The sequence below is a fragment of the Pseudoalteromonas sp. RB2-MNA-CIBAN-0110 genome, from assembly GCF_040309305.1.
GTDB lineage: Bacteria > Pseudomonadota > Gammaproteobacteria > Enterobacterales > Alteromonadaceae > Pseudoalteromonas > Pseudoalteromonas arctica.
Genome location: NZ_JBEOOQ010000281.1, coordinates 1 through 246, shown reverse-complemented (window position 1 = coordinate 246; position 246 = coordinate 1). Strand labels below are relative to the sequence as shown.

At 41.9% G+C, this 246-nt stretch carries 1 protein-coding gene; it reads left to right on the top strand.

What is annotated here, in order from left to right:
- Positions 1 to 28 precede the first annotated feature (28 nt).
- Positions 29 to 246, top strand: a 218-nt coding sequence (gene truD / locus AAEY68_RS21495) for a tRNA pseudouridine(13) synthase TruD (RefSeq protein WP_350586878.1), incomplete at its 3' end; no start/stop codon positions are given.

Below are 246 nucleotides of genomic sequence, written 5' to 3'. Positions count from 1 at the left end.
ACAAAGAGTCAATGAGTAAAACAAACGCATGAGCGATTTAAATTATTTATACGGCGCACCGTTATCAAAAGCTGACTTTAAAACCACAGCCGAAGACTTTATGGTAGATGAAGACTTAGGCATTGAGTTTACCGGTAGCGGCGAGCATGTATGTTTGCAAGTAGTAAAAAAAGGCGAAAACACCCAGTACGTAGCAAAGTTAATTGCGCAGCGAGCTGGAGTATCACCACGCGATGTAAGTTATGC